15 protein-coding genes, 1 tRNA gene and 1 pseudogene are annotated in these 15,757 nt (G+C 60.9%); 10 read left to right on the top strand and 7 right to left on the bottom strand.

Annotated features, from left to right (window positions below):
- Position 1: 1 nt before the first annotated feature.
- A complete protein-coding gene (locus IPK59_18110; protein ID MBK8160594.1) occupies positions 2 to 2,818 on the bottom strand; it encodes a [protein-PII] uridylyltransferase in 2,817 nt (938 codons plus the stop codon).
- Positions 2,819 to 2,952: 134 nt separating this feature from the next.
- On the bottom strand, positions 2,953 to 3,513 hold the full coding sequence (locus IPK59_18105; GenBank protein ID MBK8160593.1) for a hypothetical protein: 561 nt from the start codon (positions 3,511 to 3,513) through the stop codon (positions 2,953 to 2,955).
- Between the two features lie 245 nt (positions 3,514 to 3,758).
- On the opposite strand from IPK59_18105, the gene IPK59_18100 reads away from it, so the two are divergent.
- Together IPK59_18100 and IPK59_18095 are read left to right on the top strand one after the other, a co-directional pair.
- On the top strand, positions 3,759 to 4,532 hold the full coding sequence (locus IPK59_18100; protein ID MBK8160592.1) for an ABC transporter ATP-binding protein: 774 nt from the start codon (positions 3,759 to 3,761) through the stop codon (positions 4,530 to 4,532).
- A gap of 209 nt (positions 4,533 to 4,741) precedes the next feature.
- Positions 4,742 to 6,094, top strand: a complete 1,353-nt coding sequence (locus IPK59_18095; protein MBK8160591.1) for a PAS domain S-box protein — start codon at positions 4,742 to 4,744, stop codon at positions 6,092 to 6,094.
- Positions 6,095 to 6,143: 49 nt separating this feature from the next.
- Here the strand turns inward: IPK59_18095 and IPK59_18090 are convergent, their stop codons facing one another.
- Complete coding sequence (locus IPK59_18090; GenBank protein ID MBK8160590.1) at positions 6,144 to 6,731, bottom strand: PRC-barrel domain-containing protein; 588 nt, start codon at positions 6,729 to 6,731, stop codon at positions 6,144 to 6,146.
- A 219-nt stretch (positions 6,732 to 6,950) separates the two neighbouring features.
- Between IPK59_18090 and IPK59_18085 the strand changes: the two genes are divergently transcribed.
- Entirely contained in the window at positions 6,951 to 7,199 is a 249-nt protein-coding gene (locus IPK59_18085) for a GlsB/YeaQ/YmgE family stress response membrane protein (GenBank protein MBK8160589.1), read from the top strand.
- 64 nt (positions 7,200 to 7,263) lie between these two features.
- On the top strand, positions 7,264 to 8,778 hold the full coding sequence (gene betC / locus IPK59_18080) for a choline-sulfatase (protein MBK8160588.1): 1,515 nt from the start codon (positions 7,264 to 7,266) through the stop codon (positions 8,776 to 8,778).
- Here the strand turns inward: betC and IPK59_18075 are convergent.
- The gene (locus IPK59_18075; GenBank protein ID MBK8160587.1) at positions 8,775 to 9,452 is read right to left on the bottom strand and encodes an ureidoglycolate lyase; all 678 of its coding nucleotides are present in this window, start codon (positions 9,450 to 9,452) and stop codon (positions 8,775 to 8,777) included. The two genes, betC and IPK59_18075, sit on opposite strands and share 4 nt — an antisense overlap.
- Before the next feature lie 109 nt (positions 9,453 to 9,561).
- Between IPK59_18075 and IPK59_18070 the strand changes: the two genes are divergently transcribed.
- Entirely contained in the window at positions 9,562 to 10,419 is an 858-nt protein-coding gene (locus tag IPK59_18070) for a LysR family transcriptional regulator (GenBank protein ID MBK8160586.1), read from the top strand.
- A gap of 77 nt (positions 10,420 to 10,496) precedes the next feature.
- Here IPK59_18070 and IPK59_18065 read toward each other — a convergent pair whose 3' ends face one another.
- Positions 10,497 to 11,165, bottom strand: coding sequence for an HAD-IA family hydrolase (locus IPK59_18065; GenBank protein ID MBK8160585.1), 669 nt, complete (start codon positions 11,163 to 11,165; stop codon positions 10,497 to 10,499).
- Between the two features lie 83 nt (positions 11,166 to 11,248).
- Here IPK59_18065 and IPK59_18060 point away from each other — a divergent pair, with 83 nt between their 5' ends.
- Complete coding sequence (locus IPK59_18060; protein MBK8160584.1) at positions 11,249 to 11,998, top strand: gamma-glutamylcyclotransferase; 750 nt, start codon at positions 11,249 to 11,251, stop codon at positions 11,996 to 11,998.
- Between the two features lie 178 nt (positions 11,999 to 12,176).
- Positions 12,177 to 12,680 (top strand): hypothetical protein, encoded by a 504-nt coding sequence (locus IPK59_18055; protein MBK8160583.1) that lies wholly within the window; start codon positions 12,177 to 12,179, stop codon positions 12,678 to 12,680.
- Between the two features lie 180 nt (positions 12,681 to 12,860).
- On the opposite strand, the gene IPK59_18050 is transcribed toward IPK59_18055, so the two are convergent.
- Positions 12,861 to 13,157, bottom strand: coding sequence for a hypothetical protein (locus IPK59_18050; GenBank protein MBK8160582.1), 297 nt, complete (start codon positions 13,155 to 13,157; stop codon positions 12,861 to 12,863).
- Positions 13,158 to 13,898: 741 nt separating this feature from the next.
- Positions 13,899 to 13,974 (bottom strand) — tRNA-Ala (locus IPK59_18045).
- Between the two features lie 249 nt (positions 13,975 to 14,223).
- Here IPK59_18045 and IPK59_18040 point away from each other — a divergent pair.
- The 3 genes and pseudogenes from IPK59_18040 to folD all read left to right on the top strand — a co-directional run bounded on the left by IPK59_18040 (position 14,224) and on the right by folD (position 15,745).
- Positions 14,224 to 14,508: a YggT family protein gene (locus IPK59_18040; protein ID MBK8160581.1), complete on the top strand. Its 285-nt coding sequence runs from the start codon at positions 14,224 to 14,226 to the stop codon at positions 14,506 to 14,508.
- Positions 14,509 to 14,523: 15 nt separating this feature from the next.
- Positions 14,524 to 14,868 (top strand): DUF167 domain-containing protein, encoded by a 345-nt coding sequence (locus IPK59_18035; protein ID MBK8160580.1) that lies wholly within the window; start codon positions 14,524 to 14,526, stop codon positions 14,866 to 14,868.
- A pseudogene (gene folD, locus IPK59_18030) lies at positions 14,865 to 15,745 on the top strand (bifunctional methylenetetrahydrofolate dehydrogenase/methenyltetrahydrofolate cyclohydrolase FolD). Before IPK59_18035 ends, folD begins: the two are co-directional and overlap by 4 nt.
- The last annotated feature ends 12 nt before the right edge of the window (positions 15,746 to 15,757 follow it).

Here is a 15,757-nt window from a genome sequence, read left to right as displayed (position 1 = left end):
GTCACTGGGCGGCGGTGGAAGGGGCCACCGGTGGCCACGAATCGACCTTGAGCGCGCGCGATTGCAGTGCGCTTTCCGGTTCCGCTTCGGCCAGCACCACCATCAAGGCGCTGTGCAGGATCTTGAGGCGCGCCTCGCTTTCGACCTTCAAGCCAAAATGATCCTTCACATAGAACACATCGACCGCGCGATGACCGAAGGTTGAAACCTTGGCGCTGGAGATCTGCAGATTGAGATTTGTGAGCGCCGCCGTGAGGTAGTAAAGCAGCCCGCGCCGATCGCGGCCGTTCACCTCGACCACTGTATGCGTGGCGCTTGCTCGGTTGTCGATCAGAACGCGCGGGATGACCGGGAAGTTGCGTGCCGCCGGGTGTGCCAGGGGCGGCAATTCCTGCAATTGCGCCAGGGTCGGTTCCGGCGCATCAAGCACGCGGGTGATCGTCGATGACAATTTGGCGAGGCGCGCCGGCCGGTCAAACGGGCCGCCCTCGCTATCCTGTACGAAAAACGTATCCAGCGCCTTGCCGTTGCGCAGCGTGAAAATGCGCGCATCGACGATGCTGGCGCCGCACAGCGCCATGGCGCCGGCCAGTTGCGAGAACAGACCTTGGCGGTCAGGGGTGTAGATGGTGACTTCAGTCATCGATCGCCAGCGGTCGACATTGAACTCAACCGATAGCGGCCGCTGTTCGGCCTCCGCCGCGCGGATCATGCGTGCCTGCCGGCCCAGGGCTGCGGGTGGGAAAGCCAGCCAATAGGCCGGGTGGCCACGCGCTGCATGGTTCGCCAGATCCTCGTCGCTCCAATCCGTCAATTCTTGCTGCAGGATGGTGATGGCCGATGCCGCGCGGTCTTCCTCGGCCGTGTTAAGGCCACCCAGCATCAGGTTGACGGCACGGTGATAGAGTTCGCGCAGCAGCTGCGCTTTCCAACCATTCCAGGTCTTGGGGCCCACAGCGCGGATATCGGCAACGGTCAGCACCAGCAGCAGGCGCAGGCGCTCCGGCGATTGAACCAGATCCACGAAATCGGCGATGGTCTTCGGGTCATCGATGTCCCGCCGGAACGCAGTGTTGCTCATCAGCAAGTGATAGCGCACCAGCCAGGCAACCTGTTCCGTCTCTTCTGCGGTGAGGCCAAGGCGCGGGCACAGCTTCTCCGCCACATCGCCACCCAGCACCGAATGATCGCCGGCGCGACCCTTGGCGATGTCGTGCAATAGGACGGCCAGATAGAGGACTCGCCGCGACAGGACTTCCTTGACCACCTGGCTTGCGATCGGCGCTTCGTCCTTGAGTTCGCCTTGTTCGATCCGCGCCAGGATACCGATAGCAAAGATGGTGTGCTCGTCGACCGTATAGCTGTGATACATGTCGTATTGCATCTGCGCCACGACGCGGCCAAAATCGGGAATGAAGCGCCCGAGAATGCCCACTTCGCTCAGGCGCCGCAGCGTCAGCTCCGGGCTCTTGTCGGATGTCAGCATTTCGAGGAACAGCGCATTGGCTTCTGGATCGTCGCGCAACCGATCCACCAGGCGCAGCGCATGCGACATTTCTGTCATAGCTGTCGGGTGAATCTCGACATCATGCTTCTGCGCGACGGCAAAGATGCGCAGTAGGTCGATCGGGTGCTGGGCGAAATGATCGGCGCGCGCAATGCTGAGGCGCCCGCCGGCGATCGGGAATCCACCCAGTTCCTTGCGCAGGATGCCCAACGCCGGCATGCGCAGCATCGGCTTCTTGATCAGCTTGGCCTCGATCGCGGCGCAGACATAGCGGGTGAGGCTACCTACCGACTTTGCCATCAGGAAGTAGTGTTTCATCAACCGTTCGACACCCTTGGTGCCAGCGTGGTCGGTATAGCCGAGACGCTGTGCGATCTCCGGCTGCAAATCGAAAGTGAGGCGCTCCTCGCCGCGGTTGGTGAGGTAATGCAGGTGATAGCGCAGCGTCCAAAAGAAGTTGAGAGCCTTGTCGAAGGCGCCGCGCTCGGCCGACGTCAACATGCCCTGGTCGACCAGCGCCTGCATGCTGTCCACGCGGCACACGAAGCGCGCCAGCCACAGCAAGGTCTGCAGGTCACGAAGGCCGCCTTTGCCTTCCTTGATATTGGGCTCCAGCGTATAGCGCGAGCCGCCGTGGCGCTGATGCCGCGCGTTCCGTTCGGCGAGCTTGCCCTGATAGAACGCCTCGCCATGGCCTTTGACGACCTGCTTCTGGAAGCGCGCCTTGAACTGCTCGAATAGATCCTGGTCGCCCCACACATAACGCGCTTCTAGCAGGTTGGTGCGAATGGTGAGATCGGCCTCGGCCTGGCGGACGCATTCTTCTACCGACCTCGTCGCCTGGCCGACCTTGAGGCCTAGATCCCACAGGCGATAGAGCATGAACTCGACGACCTGCTCGCAATATGGCGACATCTTGTAAGGCAGCAGGAAGAGGAGATCGACGTCCGAATAGGGGGCGAGTTCGCCGCGGCCATAGCCGCCGACTGCGATCAGGCTCAGCTTTTCGGCAATGGTCGGATTGCCGAGTGGAAAGGCCCTGGTCGTGGTGAAATCGAACAGGCCGCGCAGCAACTGGTCGACCAGGAAGCTTGCTTCGCGGGCGCTGGTAAGGCCGGCATGGGCGCCGCGGCTGTTACTGAAGAAACGGCGCTGTATCTCGTCGCGCCCGGCCTGCAGATGGCGCTTCAGGATGTCGACCAGTTCCGGCCCCGGATTGGTGGGATCTGGCAGGGAGGCGGCAAGCGCGTCCAGCTCCGCCATGAGCCTGCGACGGTCGAGAATGGCACGTTGAGTTTCGATCTCTGACATGCAGGCAATCTAGCAGCAAGCGGGCTGTTCAGGAAAGTTCACATGTTGCAGAGCGGTATGCGCAAATTGGCGCCCGGGAAAAATTGGTCGGACCGAAGCTGTTGCGGCGCCCGAATGCCGGCAGGAGGGGGCGGTTACTGCGGGAACTTCACCCGTTTCATCGCTTCATAGACCTGCGATTTGTCACCGACGCGGCTGCAACCGAACCCGATGACATGACGGCGCCAACCGCCCCACTGGTCGCGCGACGTGTATCTTTGGAAGCCTACGCATTCCGAAGGAACGGTCTTGTAGACGCTGCTGAATTCGGACGTCGTCAGTCCCTGTTCTCCCTTTCCGCCGGTCCAATCCTCCATCTCGAGATCGTTGAAGATCGTGGCAAGACCCTGGCGCAACCCGCGGCTTTCGAAGATGTAGCCATAATTGGTGCGGAAATCGGTGACGACCAGAAAATGGCTGCCGTCGACCGAATTCGCTTCCAGCGTTTCCACGGTGACATCCGTGATGTTCTCGACACCACAGGTCATGTCATAGCCATCGCTTTGCATCTCGATGCGAATGGAGCCGCATTCGACTTCATCCTCCGCGGCAGCCGCCGAAATCCAGCCAAGTGATAGGGCGCCGATGGCCAGGATCGCAAACCGCTTGAGCTGGAGATGGTGGCGGTTGCGATGTTGCTGATCGACTGGACTCATTCTTGTTTTTCCCGATTCAGTTGCTGGCGCTTTGTCGTTGCGCGACTTTGGCGAAGGCGGCATTTGATGTCAAATGGTAGCCGCGTTGGGGATTTCACCGCAGGATAGCGGCGAGATTGGGGCGTTGGTCATGATTTTTCCTTGGCGATCCAGGGGAAAGTGGGTTTAACTTTGCCGAATAGCCGCGCCAAGCGGCCGACGCAAAAACCAATCGACCCGGGACAGGGGCAGGCAAGGGGGACCAAATGGTGCAAAATGCGCTCGAAGTCGAAGATCTGCACAAGAGATTCGGCGAACTGGAAGTATTGAAGGGCGTCTCGTTGACAGCCCATACGGGCGACGTCATTGCCATGATCGGTTCGTCCGGCTCGGGCAAGAGTACCCTCCTGCGTTGTATCAATCTGCTGGAAACGCCTGACTCCGGCCGCGTCACCGTGAGCGGTGAACTGATCCGCATGCGTCCGCTCAAGAACGGACATGCGACTCCGGAAGATTGGAAACAGGTCGACCGCATTCGCTCCAGTCTTGGTATGGTGTTTCAGAGCTTCAACCTGTGGTCGCATATGACGATCCTCGAAAACGTCATCGAGGCACCGGTTCATGTCTTGAAGCTCCCACGCAAGGAAGCGATTGAGCGCGCAGAAAAGCTGCTTGCCAAGGTCGGCATTGCCGACAAGCGCAACCATTATCCCAATCACCTTTCCGGCGGTCAGCAACAGCGTGCAGCCATTGCCCGGGCGCTTGCCATGGAGCCAAAGGTGATGCTGTTCGATGAACCGACATCGGCTCTCGATCCTGAACTTGTCGGTGAAGTGCTGCGCGTCATGCGCCAATTGGCGGAAGAAGGGCGCACGATGTTGGTCGTGACCCACGAAATGGCCTTCGCCCGCGAAGTCGCCAACAAGGTCATTTTCCTGCATCAGGGACGTATCGAGGAGGAGGGCAACCCCAAAGAGGTATTTGCCAATCCGCGTTCCGACCGCCTGAAAGGCTTCCTGCAGACGACCCATCACAAATAAGGCCCCTCTTTGGATCTCGGGAGATTGCGGTGGGCATCTCGATGCTCGCCGGTCTTTTTGGGGTAACCTGCAAGAATCGCAGGATAATTTTCAGCGAGTGAACACTTTATTAACCATTCTGGTGGACACTCCTAGCCAATTGTGGCGTGAGGCTGGCGGGCTATGTGCAATCAATTCCGAGGCGGGAATTCTGGCGGGCGGCTGACGGCGTGAGCGCGAGTTCCATCGGCACTGCTGGTATGATGCCTCGTCGCCGCCTGGCGATTGCGTTCGCATTATTGGTGCTCAATCTAACGGGCCTTGCCGTCCTCGTAGCCTGGATCGCCGAGCCCGTCCTCTCCGATACGGCGGATGCTGGATGGCTCCCGGTTGCCTTGGTCGGAGCCGTGCTCGTTGCCAATACTGGCATTTGTGGTTTGGCCGTCAGTCTCCGAAAGAATGTGCCGGTCTTTGAGGACGCCTTCGTCGCCCTGATCCTCGACTCAGTCGATGCCGCCATCACGGTCTACGATGCCAATGGCAAACTTTTGCGCGCCAATAGGGGTGCCGAAACCTTGTCCGGCTACAGTGAAGCGGAGTTGCATGAAGAATCCACCTGGCGGGCAATCCTGCCGGGCGATGACTATGACAGGGTCACGACGATCGTCGCGGGGCGTCGGGCAGACGAATACCCCATCATCAATGAGAACTACTGGGTAAGTCGCAGCGGCGAACGACGGTTGTTGCGATGGTCCAATGTCGCGCTCAAGGACGCCAAGGGCCGCATCTCTCTCCTCGTCTGCATTGGTTTCGACGTTACCGAACAGCGGCGATTCGAGGCAGATCTGATCGCGACCAAAAATGAGGCGGAACTTGCCAATCGCGCCAAGTCCGAGTTCTTGGCAAATATGAGCCACGAACTACGCACGCCGCTCAATGCCATCCTGGGTTTCTCCGAGATTATTCGCGACCAGCGTCTTGCGACCGATCTTGAGACATACCGCCGCTACGCAGTGGATATCTTCGACAGCGGCCAGCTTTTGCTGCAGCTCATCAACGACATTCTCGATATGGCCAAGCTGGAATCGGGACAGGTCGACATAGAGGAGCGCGAAGTCGATATTCCCGCGGTAATCAGCAGCAGTCTACGTCTGGTCGAACGCAAGGCGAGCGAAGGCCGCGTCACCATTGTTACGGAGGTGGCGCCGGGGCTTCCACTCATGATGGGCGGCGAGCGTGCGCTGAAGCAGATCGTACTCAATCTTCTATCCAACGCTGTCAAGTTCACGCCAATCGGCGGAACAGCAAGTGTCGGCGCGCGCTGCAACCAGCAAGGTGGCGTGGAGCTGACCATCAGCGATAGCGGTATCGGAATCCCTGCTGGTTCGCTCGAAAAGCTCTTCCAACCCTTCTACCAGGTGGATGCCAAGGTTTCCCGCCGCTATGGCGGCACGGGTCTTGGTCTAGCCATCACCAAGAAACTGGTCCAAGCCCATGACGGTCAGATTGCCGTGGCCAGTTCGCCCAACAGGGGCACGACGGTGACCGTCTCATTCCCGCCCTCGCGTACATTACACGGCTAAGGAAATGACCCCGGCACCCGATGTGCCGAGGTCATTCGCCTAAACGACTTTATTCGGTCGTTGCGGGAGCTGGCGCCGGTGCCGTCGTCATTGGCGCGGCCGGCTGCTGCTGCTCCATTCGGGCGGCGTCCGCTTCCGCCTGCTGGGCTTCCTGGGTCTTGAAGGTCGGGGCAGCCTCAAGCTGGTCTTCGGTGTACTTCACTTGCAGCAGCTTCGGGTCGGGTTGCACATCGACTTCCTCCCAGGTCAGGCCGACCGATTTGGCGCCCAACCCCATAATGCCGCCCACCGAAAGAACCACCCCGGTGGCTTTGCCGCTCGTGTCGAACAGGATGTCCTTTACGGTACCGACCTTGTCACCGTCGGGGCTGAAGACGGTGGCCCCAATCAATGTCTCAGCACGGACTTCATTGGCGCGCTGGGCGGGAATGACAGCGTCGCTTGGCGGTGGCGTCGCGGGAGCTTCCGCCTCCACGATGCCGACGCCTGCGCTGCTCGGGGCGTCAGCTGCCGGGGTGGTGATTTCGGCAGGCGGTGGTGTGATGGTGGTGGTGTCGTCGGCAAGAGCGCCGGAAACCCCGACCGATCCCATGGACAATGCAGCCACGGTTGCCAGCAAGGCAATGCGCTTCTTCATGACGTTCTCCTTCACAACATTTCATTGGCGAACGGGCACCAGATGGATGCCCAGCTCACTATTGAAATGGTCGGGTGAGTTGATCGTTCCGCGTCCAAATCGGGAGGGTGGTGACATTGCCGTGAAGGCAAAGATCATTTTCCACGACGATGTCACCAGTGGCGGAAAGCCCGAATATTGGCTAGTCTGTCGCAGCAACAAAATGCGGAGAATATCGACATGGGCTGGCTTGCCTGGATCCTGTTCGGCCTTATCGCCGGCATCATCGCAAAGTTCATCATGCCGGGGCGTGATCCTGGCGGTTTCATCATGACCATCGTCATCGGTATCATCGGCGCGATGCTGGGCGGCTGGCTGGCGACGCAATTGGGCTTAGGCGATATAACCGGCTTCGATATTCGAAGCTTTATCATCGCCGTGGTCGGCTCTTTGATCCTGCTGTTCATTTATCGCCGTATTCGTTCCTGAACCGGCGCCCATGCCCTAATTCTCTTATCGGCGCGGGCTTCCGGCTCGACGTCAGGTGATCCGGATGGCCCAGCCCAACATCTTATTTGTCATGTTCGACCAGATGGCAGCCCTCTCGCTGCCCGGCTATGGCCACAAGCTGGTCAAGACGCCGCACCTCGATGCGCTCGCGGCGCGTGGTACCTTGTTCGAGAATGCCTATTGCGCGGCCCCACTCTGTTCACCCTCTCGCTTCGGCATGCTGACCGGGCATTTGCCGAGCAGAATTGGTGCGTTCGACAATGCCAGCGAGTTGCCGTCCAGCGTGCCTACCTTTCTGCATCTGCTGCGGCGCGCCGGCTACCGCACCTGTCTTTCCGGCAAGATGGATTTCACCGGGGCCGATCAGTTGCATGGCTATGAGGAGCGGCTGACGACGGATCTGTCGCCCTCCGATCTCGGCTGGACGCCGGACTGGGACCATCCTGATGTGGTGCAGCCGTGGTATCATACGCTGCAATCCGTGGCGGAGGCAGGCCCGTGCGACTATTCGCTATCGCTGCAATATGACGAGGATGCGACCTTCCGCGCCAGACAGTGGCTGCATCAGCATGCCGATCGCCCGGATGGCCGACCGTTCATGCTGACGCTCTCGGTCATGCATCCCCATGATCCCTATCAGGCTCCGCGCAAGTTCTGGGACATGTATGATCCTGCCGAGATCGATATGCCGGCCGTCGCCCCGAAGGCACCGCATGAGCGCGATGCTGCCGGCATGCGCATGTACCGGCTCTACGACCGCGGCGACATTCCGTTGTCCGACACGCAGATCCGCAAGGCGCGCCATGCCTATTACGCCATGATCAGCTATTGCGACGATCTCCTGGGTCGCCTCGTTGAGACGCTGAAGATGCTTGACGTTCTCGACAATACCATCGTCATCGTGACGTCCGATCACGGCGACATGCTGGGTGAACGTGGTCTCTGGTACAAGATGACGTTTCTCGACCGCGCGGTTCGTGTGCCACTGATCTTCGCTGGTCCCGGTATCGGCAAGGGCAGGCGCATTGTGGCGCCGGTCTCGCATCTCGACCTCCTGCCGACCTTTGCCGATCTCAGTGCCAGCGCGTTCACCGGTCTTGATGCCGATGGCCGCAGCCTGTGGCCGAGCCTCGCCGGCACCGAGCAGCCGGCCGGCGAGGTGGTCGCGGAGTATATGGGGGAGGGTTACACCCAACCGGCCGTGATGATCCGTCGCGGCAACCGCAAGTTTACCTACTCCCGGGAAGATGGCGCGACGCTTTACGACCTTGGCATCGATCCGCTGGAGCAGAACAATCTTGCTGGTGACCCGACCTGTTTGGTCGAATTGGCCCGGTTCACCGCCGAAGCGGAATCACGCTGGGATCTGGACGATCTGCGCGCCCGTGTGCTGGAGAGCCAGCGCCGCCGTCGGATCGTGCATGATGCGCTGATCAAGGGCCGCATTGCGCCTTGGGATTTCGAACCGCGCCAGGACGCGGCGCGTGCCTCTTACCGGAACTATGGCGCCGACCTGCCCGATCCGGATGCAATGTTGCGCCGGCCGAAGCGAAACTAGAGCTTCGCGCGCGCAGCCTCCTTGCGCAAAGGCGCCGAGAGATAGCAGCCGAACTCCTTGGGGAAGTTCGAACCAACCCGCGCATGCACCTTTCCCTGACGGCCGAAGAAGCGGAAGCTGTCATTCACCGGGCACAATGCCTCGTGCCACACATTTGGATGGATGTAGAGCCCGGTGCCGCCATCTGACCAGAAGGCGACGAAGCTCTCAGGTGTGATGTCATCGCCCGGCAAAGCGAGCGTGGTGACGAAAGGGCCGGGCTCCAGCGGGAAGAAGAGCTGGCCGACATCGGGATGGTAGTTGCTGCGCCACATCAGCAGATCCTCGCGCGGTCCTGTCATGCGATCTTCCCGCGCCTGGGAAGGCTGGCATGACCAGCCCAGTACATAATCGTCATTGACCGCTTCGTTGCGCGCGCGCAGCACATCGCCATGCCATTTGAAGGCGAACTCTCCCTCGGTGGTGCCGCCCTGGTCGCCGGTACCGGGCTCCACCTTGCGCCAGCCCAAGGAAGGCCAGCGCACGATCTCGACCGCGCGGGCATTCGGATTGTCGATGATCTCGCCATAGCCCTTGAGGTTTTCCGGCGTCGCCAGGACGAGAGGAATCCGATGCACCGGCATGTCCGGCATGGTGCTGGCAAGCGGCTTGAGATTCGGGGCGGCGGTATCCATGGACTGGGCTCTCCAACTTGGGGGACTGACCCCTACACTCCGCCCGGTCTTGACATTAAGCAAATTGGTAATCATCACTTAAAAACACAACAAGACTTATACTGTCATCATGAGCTACAGCCAGTTGAAGGCATTCGACGCAGTGGCCCGGGCCGGCAGCTTTTCCCGTGCCGCGCAGATGCTGGGCGTGACCCAGCCCGCTGTCTCGTTGCAGGTGGCAGCCCTTGAGCGCGCCTATCGCACCGACCTCGTTCAACGTTCCGGGCAGGGCCTCAGTCTCACCACCGACGGCACGGCGCTGTTCGCGCTCACCCGGCAGATGTTCATCCTTGAGGCCGAGATCGAGGATTTTCTGGAATCCGCCGAGACTTTGCAGCGCGGCCATCTTCGCTTTGGCGCCGACGGCCCGCATCTGGCCCTCGATCTGGTGGCGCAGTATCGAAAGCTCTATCCGCGCGTGACCCTGGAACTTGTCTTGGGCAATGCGACGCAGACCTGGAGCGCCTTGCTGCAGTCGGTGGTCGATGTCGCTATCCTTGCCAATCCACCCGAGGACCCGCGCGTCGGCTATATCCCGGTGGTGAAACAGGACATGATGGTGCTGGTGCCGCGGGGCCATGCCTTTGCCAAGCGCCCAGACGTAGCGCTTAGGGACCTTGCCGCCGAGCGGGTGATCTTCCGCGAACATGGTTCCAACACCCAGCGTACCCTCGAGGCGCGCCTGAAGAAGATGCGCCTGCCCTTGCAGCCTGTCCTGGTGGTCGGTAGCCGTGAGGCGATGATCGAGGCCGTCTCACGGAAGATCGGCATCGGTTTCATCTTCGATCAGGAACAGAATGAGGATCCGCGCAGTGCCGCCGTGCCATTGCGCGACCTGCGCGGTTCGAACAGGAACACATTGGTCTATCTGAAGCCGCGTCGCCGCCGCCGCACCGTCCAGGCCCTCATTGACATCGCCGGCGGCTGAAGAGGCGCTGCCCTGGAACCGGCAAAGAGCCGGAGAAGCGGCTTGAGCTTGCGGCGCAAGGCGTCAGAAGCGCCTCCTCAGGCAGCGTCCGCCATCCGCTGCAGAATTAGGTCGCGCACGCGGTCATCGCGGAAATCCGCCACCGCCAGCGTGGCGCCGATCTCCAGGATCTGCGCCGCGGCGAGCGCTGTCATCAGCCCGACGGCGGGGATCCTTGCATCCACTGCCGCGCGCAGGCCCGAGGGTGAGTCCTCGAACGCGACAGAGTGAGCGGCGCTAGCCCCCAGCCGTTCCAGACCGGTGAGATAGGGCAGGGGGTGCGGCTTGGCATGAGCGAGCTCGTCACCGATGACCAGGGTCTGAAACCGTTGGCTAATGCCCAGTGCCGCCAGCACTAGTTCGGCGTTGGCGCGAGGCGCATTGGTCACCACGCCGCAGGGAATCCGATGCCCATCCGCCCAGTCGAGCAGATGTATCAGGCCGGCGATCGGTGTGAGCTGTTCGCCAACCATATCGCGATAGGCCGCTTCCTTGCGCGTCAGAAGCGCCAGCGCCTCAGCCCGCGGCATATGCGGCAGGAACGCCTCGGCGATGCCGCTATTGGGCTTGCCCATGATCCTCGCGGTGTAGGTGGGGCGGTCGACCTGGAAACCGTGTTCGGCGAACAGTTGGTTGAAAGCGTCGAGGTGAAGGTGGTCGGTGTCGACCAGGGTGCCGTCGAGGTCGAACAACAGGGCGGTTTTCATGCATCTTTCCTGGCAGATGGGTGTTCGGCTCACGGCGCGCGTGAAAAATCATCACTTGCTCTTCTACGCCAAGCTCGGCGACCATGTCGTGTGCAATTTGTGCTTTGCAGCATTGTCGCGAGAAACCGCTGAACGCCAACGTAGAAAAGCCCCGCCGGATGGCGCTGACACCGGAACTGGTGGCCCGCGTGCACCAGACTTTGCCCGATGAGGGGCCGGACCCCGGGCTGCATTACCACGACGACGCCGACTACGCCGCGATCACGACATCCATGCTGGCCATCCACCCGCCCGGCGCCGCCTGCTGGCTGTTTGCCTATGGGGCGCTGATCTGGAAGCCGGAGGTCCCGCACGTGGCGGAGATGCGCGGTGAGGCGCGCGGCTGGCACCGCGCCTTCTGCTTTCGGGTGACACGATTTCGCGGCACGCGCGCCCAGCCCGGCCTCATGATGGCGCTGGATCGCGGTGGTCAATGCGGCGGCATGCTCTATCGCCTGGCCGATGACGATCTCGACCAGCAGATCAACAAGCTGTTCCGTCGCGAATTCACGGTGAAGCCGGCGAACTGCCAGCCGCGCTGGATCACGGTCGCCACGGCGCAGGGAAATGTGCGGGCCATTGCTTTTGTAATGAACCGACAGGCCGCGGCCTATACCGGCAAGCTCTCACCCGAAGAGACCGCCGACATCCTAAGCATCGCCTGCGGCCATTGGGGCGCCGGCGCGGAATATCTCCACAACACGGTGGCGCATCTCGAGGCCAGGGGCATCCATGATCGCCATCTCTGGCATTTGCAGGATCTGGTCGCCGAGCGGATCATGGCGCGCGGTTAGCAACTGAATATTCTCTCCTCGTCCCCCCCCCTTCTGGGGGGAAGCTGGGAGGGGGGCGCCTTCTGTCTCCATATCCCGCAATCTTCACCCACGTACGCTCCAACCAGCGCACAACTCGACAAATTTGTTCTGACGCGCAAAGGTAGCCGCTCCCACGGACAAGAATCGGCATGCTTCGATGCGCTTCTGCCTCATGATGATCCTGTTTATGCTCGCCGCCGGCTGCGCTGGGGCCAAAGTTGATACCACGGGCTATGCCGAGACTCTTGAAGCCGCGATCCGCAAGTATACGACCATCGACCGCCCGCCAGGCGTGGTGGGTGAAGATTGGCCGGCGCTGGAGGATTGCGCTCTGAAGTCAATCATCAGCGTGATCCCGACCGGCGACCAGCGCGAGATTTCCATGGCGCTCAGTGGCCACTATTTCAACGGTTGGGCCAACGAGCTCTTCATAAAATACTTCTGGTACTCGCCGATCGACGGGCCGGTTGTGCCGATGGATCTCAGCGATCCGCGCACGCACAAGAATGGCTTGCCCATCTTTGCCAATGGCCGGCCCGTGCCGCCGCGCGCCCGAGAAGTGTCGGCAGCTATTCGCGGTGCGCTCCTGGATCGCTGCCCGACTCTTGCGACCAAGTATCGCGTCATTTTCATGGATGACCCGGCGGAGGTCGATATATGAGGCGGAGCCGATTTCCTTGCCGATAGCTGTCGGCACGGCGGTCAACGCCTGCGCGGTCCAGAACCAGGCGCCTTGACCGATCTGTCAGATTCGACCCTGCGCCGCGACAACAATGAAGCCTGTCAACGATATCGCACCATCGCGGCGATTGAGGATATCCTCGCGCAAAGCGCAATCCGCTCAGTTGCCGCTGCCCGCGTCTGGATTGGTGGCCGGGTTGTCTGGACTTGCGCCGCTGGGAAGGTCCAACTGGTTGCCGTTGGTATTTGGCATTGGCAAAGGTTCCTGGTCACCTGACTGCGTGTCGAGATCCGGCGCTTCGGGCTCTTCAGGTACGGTCTCATTCGGCAGCGCGGGTTCGATCTTGTTGCAAGACGCAGAATCACCAGGAAAGCCGGTGCAGCCACCAGAAGGCGCGGATGGATCGGTCGGATTGTTCTGTTGCTGCGCCAGGGCGCCGGTGCTGACCAGCGCCATCAAAGCGGCGCCGCCGAGCAGAAGTCTTATCTTCATCATGATTCTCCTTGCGAATAGCTCATGCAGATCAAACCGTGCCCAGCTCCGCTGGTTCCTCCGAATAGACTCTGACTTTCGCTCCCCCATCCGATGAGAGCCGCCGCACGCGGGCATTCGCCAACTGTGGGCGTTTCACGGCTTTGACCGGGTTTCCTGCTATCTGTAGTCCCCACTCCCGAATAGCGGTCTCATAGGCATGCTGGACAATCGAAAGGGTGCGGCAGACGGAGGCCGGTTTGAGTGTCAGCAATCGTCGATCTCGGTAGTCCGCTATGGCCTCGACGGTGATGGCGGCAGCGGGCAGCTGGCAAAGCCTCTCACGCAAGAAGGCATTGATGGCGGAGGTTTCCTGATCTCGGGACCGCTTACGGGGTACGATCTGATCTCGGTACCGAATGAGGAGTTCGGTTAAGGTCGGGCCCGATATGCGACCGGTTCGGGCTTCGATAAGGCGAGGGTCGCCGTCGATCGAGGTCTCAAGCTGCCTTGCCCAGGCTTCAGCATCTGCTCGGCGATCGAAACTCTTGGCAACTGGAAGGCTGCCTCTCAGGCGAACTTGGGCCTGCCAACGACTGCCTCGCTTGCGGATATTTGCCACGAAAACCCCACCTCACTGTGACGCCAGTGTGACAGGTTGATCCTTCTGGGTTCTGTTTGGCTCTTGCCGCCGTCTCTAAGTCTTTGACCTGACTCAGAGAAATTTGGTGGACCCGATCAGAATCGAACTGACGACCTCCTCATTGCGAACGAGGCGCTCTCCCAACTGAGCTACGGGCCCACCCGCTGGGATTCCGGCGCACGGCCGGAACGGGCGGGAATATGGTTGGGGAGGGGCGCTGTCAAGCCTACGTTAATGGCTTGAATTCTAGCATAAAAACCCCATCTTCCGAGCGCTTCCGGGGGAGTTGCGGCGATTCTCCAGAAGGCTGGGGGCCGCCCACCCACGGCGGGCGGTCCAAACACTTGATTAGTCGGCAAAGGCTGGCTTAGCTTGCGTCCCAGAGAAAACGCCGCGACGGGAAAATCAATGCTGGCCCTTGGCAACCTTATCAACGCAGTCGTCCAGATCTACATCTTCGTCCTGATTGTGAATATCGCGCTGACATGGTTGATCCATTTCGGCATCGTCAATGCGCGCCAGAAATTCGTGCAAATCGTTGGCGACGTCACCTCTCGCCTGACCGACCCGCTGCTGCGCCCCATACGCCGCTATGTGCCGATGATCGGCGGTCTGGATCTATCGCCAGTCATCCTGATCCTGCTGCTCTATCTCATCCGCGACTTGCTGTTCGAATACGTCATCTTCGCCTGAGCGCGATCTGGACCAATGCGCCCGGCCTGCTACGAACGCCTCGCCAACGGGTTGCGACTTCGCCTGCGTGTGACGCCGAAATCGCGCCGCGCCGGGCCGCAGGGTTTTGTCGACCTGCCCGAAGGTGGTGTCGCCCTCAAATTCGGCATCAACGCGGCACCCGAGGACGGCAAGGCCAATGCCGCCGTCATTGCCTTGCTGGCGAAACATCTTCCTGTCGCAAAAGCGGCCATTTCGGTCGCCGTGGGGGCAAAAGACCGACGCAAGCTGGTGGACATTCGGGGCGATCCGGAAGCCTTGGCGCGCGCGCTTGAGGACTGGCTGGCCGATACAATGAAAGACGAGGCTATTCCATCATGAGCAACCCGAAGATCATCGACGGCAAGGCCTTCGCCGAGAATATCCGCGCCAAGATCGCGACCCAGGTGGCGAGCGTGCAGAAGGCGCACGGCTTTACGCCCGGCCTCGCCGTAGTGCTGGTCGGCGAAGATCCGGCGAGCAAGGTCTATGTGCGCAACAAGGGCGAGCAGACCAAGGCCTCCGGCATGGCGAGCTTCGAGCACAAGCTTGATGCCAGCACGTCGCAGGAAACGCTGCTGAAGCTGATCGACCAGTTGAACAAGGACAAATCAGTCAACGGAATCCTGGTGCAGCTGCCTTTGCCCAAGCAGATCGATGCGCAGGCGGTGATCAATGCGATCGACCCGGACAAGGATGTGGATGGCTTTCATGTGGTGAATGCCGGGCGGTTGGCGACGGGTGGGCAAGGGCTTGTTCCCTGCACGCCCTATGGCTGCCTGCTGCTGCTGAAGGATCGGCTGGGGGACCTCTCTGGCCTGCATGCGGTGGTCATCGGGCGGTCAAATATCGTTGGAAAACCAATGGCTCAGCTGCTGTTGAACGAGAGTTGCACGGTCACCATCGCGCATTCGAAGACCAAGGATCTGCCGGGCGAAGTGCGCCGCGCCGATATCGTGGTGGCGGCGGTCGGACGCCCGGAAATGGTCAAGGGTGACTGGCTCAAGGAGGGTGCCGTGGTGATCGATGTCGGCATCAACCGCGTTGAAAAGGATGGGAAATTCCGCCTGGTGGGCGATGTCGATTTCCAGTCCTGCGTGGCCCGCGCCGGGGCGATCACGCCGGTCCTGGGGGTGTCGGGCCGATGACGATTGCGATGCTGCTGCACTCGACGCTGCTCGCCGCCTGTCGCCAGCACGGGGTCGAATTGCCCAAATAGCCCAAAAATCGG

The organism is Rhodospirillaceae bacterium, assembly GCA_016712715.1.
Lineage (GTDB): Bacteria > Pseudomonadota > Alphaproteobacteria > Dongiales > Dongiaceae > Dongia.
This window is presented reverse-complemented; position numbering and strand designations above follow the sequence as displayed.

Excerpts from the sequence above, each read along its gene's own strand:
- IPK59_18110 (MBK8160594.1), bottom strand. The coding sequence starts at position 2,818 with ATGTCAGAGATCGAAACTCAACGTGCCATTCTCGACCGTCGCAGGCTC.
- IPK59_18105 (MBK8160593.1), bottom strand. The coding sequence starts at position 3,513 with ATGAGTCCAGTCGATCAGCAACATCGCAACCGCCACCATCTCCAGCTC.
- IPK59_18100 (MBK8160592.1), top strand. The coding sequence starts at position 3,759 with ATGGTGCAAAATGCGCTCGAAGTCGAAGATCTGCACAAGAGATTCGGC.
- IPK59_18090 (MBK8160590.1), bottom strand. The coding sequence starts at position 6,731 with ATGAAGAAGCGCATTGCCTTGCTGGCAACCGTGGCTGCATTGTCCATG.
- IPK59_18085 (MBK8160589.1), top strand. The coding sequence starts at position 6,951 with ATGGGCTGGCTTGCCTGGATCCTGTTCGGCCTTATCGCCGGCATCATC.
- betC (MBK8160588.1), top strand. The coding sequence starts at position 7,264 with ATGGCCCAGCCCAACATCTTATTTGTCATGTTCGACCAGATGGCAGCC.
- IPK59_18075 (MBK8160587.1), bottom strand. The coding sequence starts at position 9,452 with ATGGATACCGCCGCCCCGAATCTCAAGCCGCTTGCCAGCACCATGCCG.
- IPK59_18070 (MBK8160586.1), top strand. The coding sequence starts at position 9,562 with ATGAGCTACAGCCAGTTGAAGGCATTCGACGCAGTGGCCCGGGCCGGC.
- IPK59_18065 (MBK8160585.1), bottom strand. The coding sequence starts at position 11,165 with ATGAAAACCGCCCTGTTGTTCGACCTCGACGGCACCCTGGTCGACACC.
- IPK59_18060 (MBK8160584.1), top strand. The coding sequence starts at position 11,249 with ATGTCGTGTGCAATTTGTGCTTTGCAGCATTGTCGCGAGAAACCGCTG.
- IPK59_18055 (MBK8160583.1), top strand. The coding sequence starts at position 12,177 with ATGCGCTTCTGCCTCATGATGATCCTGTTTATGCTCGCCGCCGGCTGC.
- IPK59_18050 (MBK8160582.1), bottom strand. The coding sequence starts at position 13,157 with ATGGCGCTGGTCAGCACCGGCGCCCTGGCGCAGCAACAGAACAATCCG.
- IPK59_18040 (MBK8160581.1), top strand. The coding sequence starts at position 14,224 with ATGCTGGCCCTTGGCAACCTTATCAACGCAGTCGTCCAGATCTACATC.
- IPK59_18035 (MBK8160580.1), top strand. The coding sequence starts at position 14,524 with ATGCGCCCGGCCTGCTACGAACGCCTCGCCAACGGGTTGCGACTTCGC.